Origin of the sequence: Segatella copri (assembly GCF_019127135.1) — a bacterium.
GTDB lineage: Bacteria > Bacteroidota > Bacteroidia > Bacteroidales > Bacteroidaceae > Prevotella.
Genome location: NZ_JAHOEA010000098.1, coordinates 1 through 6,196, shown reverse-complemented (window position 1 = coordinate 6,196; position 6,196 = coordinate 1). Strand labels below are relative to the sequence as shown.

6 protein-coding genes and 1 pseudogene are annotated in these 6,196 nt (G+C 42.5%); 6 read left to right on the top strand and 1 reads right to left on the bottom strand.

Annotated features, from left to right (window positions below):
- The 6 genes and pseudogenes from KSW37_RS14930 to KSW37_RS14905 form a co-directional block, all read left to right on the top strand.
- Nucleotides 1-305 (top strand): annotated as a pseudogene (locus tag KSW37_RS14930) (OmpA family protein); the annotation flags it as partial.
- Nucleotides 306-325: 20 nt separating this feature from the next.
- Entirely contained in the window at nt 326-1,240 is a 915-nt protein-coding gene (locus KSW37_RS14925) for a FimB/Mfa2 family fimbrial subunit (RefSeq protein ID WP_217315194.1), read from the top strand.
- Nucleotides 1,241-1,301: 61 nt separating this feature from the next.
- Complete coding sequence (locus tag KSW37_RS14920; RefSeq protein ID WP_217315192.1) at nt 1,302-2,216, top strand: fimbrillin family protein; 915 nt, start codon at nt 1,302-1,304, stop codon at nt 2,214-2,216.
- 33 nt (nt 2,217-2,249) lie between these two features.
- Nucleotides 2,250-3,239, top strand: coding sequence for a fimbrillin family protein (locus KSW37_RS14915; protein ID WP_217315190.1), 990 nt, complete (start codon nt 2,250-2,252; stop codon nt 3,237-3,239).
- A 31-nt stretch (nt 3,240-3,270) separates the two neighbouring features.
- The gene (locus tag KSW37_RS14910; RefSeq protein ID WP_217315188.1) at nt 3,271-4,767 is read left to right on the top strand and encodes a fimbrillin family protein; all 1,497 of its coding nucleotides are present in this window, start codon (nt 3,271-3,273) and stop codon (nt 4,765-4,767) included.
- A 379-nt stretch (nt 4,768-5,146) separates the two neighbouring features.
- Nucleotides 5,147-5,395, top strand: coding sequence for a DUF2442 domain-containing protein (locus tag KSW37_RS14905; RefSeq protein WP_022251301.1), 249 nt, complete (start codon nt 5,147-5,149; stop codon nt 5,393-5,395).
- A gap of 132 nt (nt 5,396-5,527) precedes the next feature.
- Here the strand turns inward: KSW37_RS14905 and KSW37_RS14900 are convergent.
- Nucleotides 5,528-6,196: PD-(D/E)XK nuclease family transposase (locus KSW37_RS14900; protein ID WP_217315186.1), on the bottom strand; the 669-nt coding region annotated here is incomplete at its 5' end.

Below are 6,196 nucleotides of genomic sequence, written 5' to 3'. Positions count from 1 at the left end.
GCCGATGGGATTTGGCTGTTTCACCTCATATATATGCAGTAACGACCAAGGCTGATATTCAGACTATAGCCGATGATGCCAAAGTGATGAAAGGTTCAACCAACTGGCATTTGGGTTATGGCGCAGACTTGCAGGTGGGCTACCAATTGACCTCATGTCTGAAATTGGGCATCTATTCCGGTTTGACCCGTCTTACTGGCGAACGTATGGACGGAATGCCAGAGCATCTGCATAAGAACAACTTTGTTTGGGAAAGTGGAGTAAGGTTGGGATTCAGCTTACCTTTCAACAATCATCATCAGTAACCCATAAAACAAGATAGAAAATGAAAGCAAAAAGAATATTTAATATTTGGTTATGGGTGCTGTTATGCGTCCCATGCCTGTTGGCAAGTTGCGACCATGATGTTCATTCTGATGAGGAAGAAGGTGGCTTGTCTGTATCGCTCACCTGGGCAGATGAAGCCGACCAAGGTACGGATGTGAATGACGTAAAGCTCTGGATATTCAATGCCGATGACGGTTCGCTTGTAGAAGAAAAACATTATGGCAGTGCGCAGGAGGTGGCAAGCCAACGCTTCGCTCTTCCTGTAGGGCATTATCAGATTCTGGCTGCCACCAACCTTATAGAACCGTTTTTTATCGGTGAGGCTACAAGGGCGACCCTCAATATGAACCAACTCATGTTTGGATTGTCCAATCCAAGTGCCTCTCCCGACCATGCCTATTATGGTGTCACGGACATCGGTATAGACAAATCAAATGTCAACTACATAACAAAAAATGAAATGCGCCATATACTTGCAGAATTGACCATCTTCATTAAAGGAGTTCCTGACAATTTTGCAATGATAGGCAAGGTTCTGAATGTGGCAACCGGACTCCTGCCCCTGCAAAAGAATGAGGATGGAACATTCGGGACGGCAAGCTATACCAAGGAAGAGTGTGATATACCTTTGAGAATCGCAGTGCCTGGCGAAACTTTAAAAACGGAAACATTACGCTTGATGCCGACAGCCAATGGTTTTTATACCACCAAGTTGTTTATCCAACTGATTTCTCCTGGGGGAGTAGTTAGCAACTACGACATCGAAGCACCCGTCATGAAATCTGGCGGCAAGTACAAGATAAACTTGGAATTTGAGGAGATGAAACCTTACATGTATCTTACGAGCACGAAGATAGATGATTGGACTGAGGAATGGATTTATCGTGGTGAAATCCTGAATCCTGAAGATTAAGCGCCCCTCTCATTTAAGCAAGAATCAAAACAAGAATATAAACATATAATAGTAAAAGACAATGAAAAAGAAAACTTATCTCTTTACCCTGATGGCAATGGCTTTGACATTGGGCAGTTGTTCTGACAACGAGAACGGTATCGGAGGCGAGACCTCCAAGTATATCACCGTTTCTACCAGTATCGGCAATATGACACGTGTTGCCACAGATGCGAAAGGCGGTCAAACCTTTGAGGAGGGTGATGAAATCAGCGTGTATGCCTGGACTGGCGATGCAACTGTTGCTCCAGAGACACGCGAGCGTGTGGTGAATAACGCCATTAATAAGCTGACAAACGGCTCATGGATATCCACTCCACAGATGCTTTGGAAGAACAACCGCGACAAGCATTATTTCATCGGTGTATACCCTATTTCAGCAATATCCGACCTTTCTGCCGGAGAATATACATTCGATGAGACAAAGCAAGTGGAAAGCGACCTCTTGGTGGCAGTCAACAAAGATGGCTTATCCTATAATGTCGATGAACAGCAACCTGTTCCTCTTACCTTTACCCATGTAATGGCAAAACTTGTGGTGAACCTTACCTATAAGAATCAATGGGGAGCAGAGGGACCTACCGTAGATAAGGTAGCTGTAGGCAATGCCGTAAAAAGTGCAACCGTCAATTATCTGACCAAGGTTGTCACCCCATCTGCTGTAGCAGAAGATAAAGCTGACTTCGACATGCCGGTTTTAACTGCCAACAAGAAATATGCTTCCATCATCATCCCGCAGGATGGTGTTCAGAAGATTACCATCACCATTGGCGGCAAGGACTTCATCTACGACAACGGCACACCATTCAAGTTTGAGAGTGGCAAAATTACAACCGTCAATCTGGAGGTAGGACGTGACGTCATAAAAGTTGGCGATGTTAACATCTCCGACTGGGGTTCTACAGGCGAACCTATCAAGGGTGAGGCTTATGATTAACTTTCTTAAAATTAAAACATAAAAATCGACAATATGAAAGCAATTAAAACATTAGCAATGGCAGCTTTGGCAACGGCAGTTTTTGCCAGCTGCTCCAGTGAGGATGAATTGGCACAGAACAATTATCCAATGGATAATGTGGTCAGAATCATGACAAGCGTAGATGGCATGAATACCCGTGCCTCTTACGGAAACAGCACCGACAACCTTAATTCGTTTGGCTTCTGCATCAAGAATGCTAATAGCGAAAAATATACCTATGATAATGTCAAGGTAACAAAGGAAGGCAGCAATTGGAATCCTGCTACCCAGATGTTGTGGCAGAATTCAACTACCGCTGTTGATATTCTGGCTTATGCGCCATATCTGGAGACTACCGAAGATGCAAGTGGCAAAGTTAAAGTCTTCGGAAAGACAGACTATGCCTTTTCTGTAAAAGCAGACCAAAGCGATGCTGAAGACTATTCTTCCGACCTTATTGTATATAAGAAAACTGGATTCAAACCAGAGTCGGATTTGAATACCAACCAGGCGGTTGATGTCTCATTCACCCATCTCCTCAGTCAGCTGAATCTCACTATCGAGTTGAGAGACCAGTTTAATCAGGATGAAAAAAAACCTGTTACGTCAGCAACCGTAACTGATGTCAAGGTGGATGGCACCTTTATCCGCAGTAAGGTGAATTTTGCAGCAGACCCTATAAGTTTTCTACGTGACGGTCAGGCATCAGCAGCCATTACTCCTGAAACTGTAGCATTCAAGAAGGCGGATAAAACAACCGACCATGCCACCTTCAAATATTCTGCCATTGTGATTCCACAGAAAGTTATTGCAGGACAATTATGTATTAAGTTCAAGGTGGATGGCACTGATTACATCTGGACTGGCACCGACAATGCGCTATTTGAATCTGGTAAAAAATATGAGTTGCATCTGTTGGTTGGTAAGGATGTAGTGCAAGGGGGCGTCATAACAGCGAGGCCGTGGGGAGAAGAAACCATTATCGAAAAAGAGACTGATTAAAGAATTGTTTGACATTTAAAATAGACAAGATATGAAAATTACAAAATATATGGGAGCATTTGCAGTTATAGCAATGCTTGCCGCTTGCTCTACAGATGACGAGCAGGGCACTAACACTGCTGCCAATGAGGTGAAGATTACTGCCAACGTTGGTGGAAACAGCATTTTTACCCGTAGTAATCCATTGGGTACAGAAGCGGAACAACAGAGTTTTAATGAGAACGATGTAATCAGCGTAACTACTGAGGGTAAAACCGTGATTTATAAGAAGACGGGCGAGGTATGGGCACCTGCGAATGCTGGTGACTATCTGGTCTGGACGGGTAATGCCCAGGCTTTCGAGGCTTGTTATCCTGAGAAGGCGGATGAAAGTACCACCAATTCTTTCTCTGTAGGTTATGTCTCAGCAGACCAATCTACAGTTGACAAAATAGAGAAGTCAGATTATATGATAAGCAGAGAAGCTATAGAAAAGGCATATATACCTTCCGACAGACAGTTGACATTGAACTTTGCACGTCAGACGGCTCGCGTCATTGTCAAAGTAAGCGGGTTTGGAGATGAGTTCAAAGATCTTAACCCTACGCTTTCTGCCGTAGAAGTTTATTCTAAGCTGAAAGTTCCTGCAGGAGATGGTGACAGCTACGCAGCCATCAAAACTTATAAAAAAGAAGAAAGTGGCAACAATGTGTTCTATGCTTTGGTATCTCCTGGAGATGCCAATTCTACAGAGAAATTCCTCAAACTCACTGTGACATACAATGATGGTGATGGCAAACCTACTCAGACTAAAGTTCTGGATGTAACTGGAATTCCTGCTCTTGACAAAGCTATGAGCTATACCTATGATGTAAAAATAGGTAAGGACAAAGCTACAATAGGAAGTGTAAGTGTTGCGGATTGGGGTAAAGGAGATGCAATTACCGGTGGCGATGCTGTAACAACTACAGAAAATGCCGTACTAATTATAAAAAATGCTTTGGCTGCGGGCGAAAAGAACATTGAAATCAGAAATTTGCCTGCAAATGCAGATAAGAGTGTGTTTGATGCTATAAGAGAAGCTCTAAAAGGTGCAAATGATGGCAGTATAGAATTAACTGTTTATGGAGTTGAGGCTTTGCCGTCTAATGCATTTTCGGATTGTCAACCGCTGAAATCAATTTACTTGCAAGATGTAAAGAGTATAGAGTCGTTTGCTTTTCATGGGTGTAATGGTCTTAAAACAATCTATGCTCCGATAGTTTCATCTATAAGTGACCTTGCCTTTGCCGATTGTCAATGGCTAAGATCGGTGACATTAGGTAATATTTCCGCTGCAGGTTTCAGTATCTTTGATAATGTACCTACTGATGGTGTAGATTTAACTTTGTCAAAAGATCAAAAGGTTATGACAGGAAGCGATATTGATGGGTGGCGATCAGATGAATCTGGTGAGAATTATGCAAAATCTCCGGATCATGTACGAACAACATTTCTTAGAAAAAGATTCAAATCCATAAAATGTGGACGTAATACATATCCTCAATAACAATTTAGAAATTAATAACATTAGATAAACTCCTAAGCTGGGCAGGAGTATAAGGTGCTCAGCAAACATAGTCACCCGCACTTCACGGGAAACGACAAGGGTCTATATGCCACGATGATAGGTGGGCGTATAGACCCTTGATTAGTTGTGGTATGGGATGGCTATCCTTTATCTTATAAAATACGGGAATCCAAACTTTTCCCGAAACTTTTCTCCCGTTTTCTTTGCGTTTTCAAAATAAAGTCGTAACTTTGCAATCAAGATAGATTAAAAAAGGAGGTTGCGATGCCAAAGATATTTGAATACTTCGGATTTATTTTTCTGTTCTATTCAAATGAGCATGAACCAATACACGTTCAACTAAAATAACGAAGAAATTATGAACTTAAGTATCGTTTCTGCAAAATATGTGGCGCCATTAAAAGTTGAATTACACTTTAATGATGACACCATTAAGACGATAGATGTAGGTGCTTTTATCAGAAATCACCCACATCCGCAATATAACTCTTACTTGAATGAAAACAAATTCAAAAAGTTCAAGATAGAGTTTGGTAATATCGTTTGGGGAAAGAATTGGGATTTGATATTTCCAATAGATAAGTTATATGCTGGCGTTTGCTGCTGAACAAGAAAAGGATGTTGTATAAGTCCTTAATACAGTGACTTTTATCGCACTTCGCGGGAAAATGACAAGGGTCTATATGCCACGATGAACAGGTGGCGTATTGACCCTTGATTATATGGTGATATTCGTAATCTACATCTCCGCTTTCAGCATCTTTGTCTCCTCTACCGTCAGCCCCGTCATATCCATGATAGACGCTTCATCCATACCCTTTGCCAGCATCTTCTTAGCAATCTCAAGGCTTCGCTGGGACATGCCTTTTTCCATACCTTCCTTCATGCCCTTTTCCATGCCTTGCTTCATGCCTTTCTCCAAGCCTATTTCCATACCTTCAGCTATACCTTCACGCTTAGCAGTGTCAACGGAATTCTTGATGTCGCGATATGCCATCTTGCTGGTCTCGTACTCCCTCATTTCCTGCGGAGTAAACTTGGCTATCTCGGCTTCCTCGAAGAGGCGGTCGAAGACTTTATCGCACAATTCTTTCGGACGCTGGGTAAGCTTATAGAGGTTCTTCAGAGCATAGAGCCACTTCTCGTAGAGCGTATCCAGTTCTTCCAGGGGTTTGTTGAACTTAGAAATCTCTACATAGATATATTCGAGCTTGTCGTAAAATACTTTGTGGGTAGCAGTGTCGCACAACTGCACATGATGGCGGATTTTCTCCTTGTCGAATGCATCCTCGTTCATGCTGAAGTTGAGCAGGGCAATGGTATAGACATGATTAAGCTTGAAATCCCAGTCATTCCCCTTAGGTGCCTGTTCACGGATAGGGAAGGTTGAGTAGAAAAGGGCGCGATC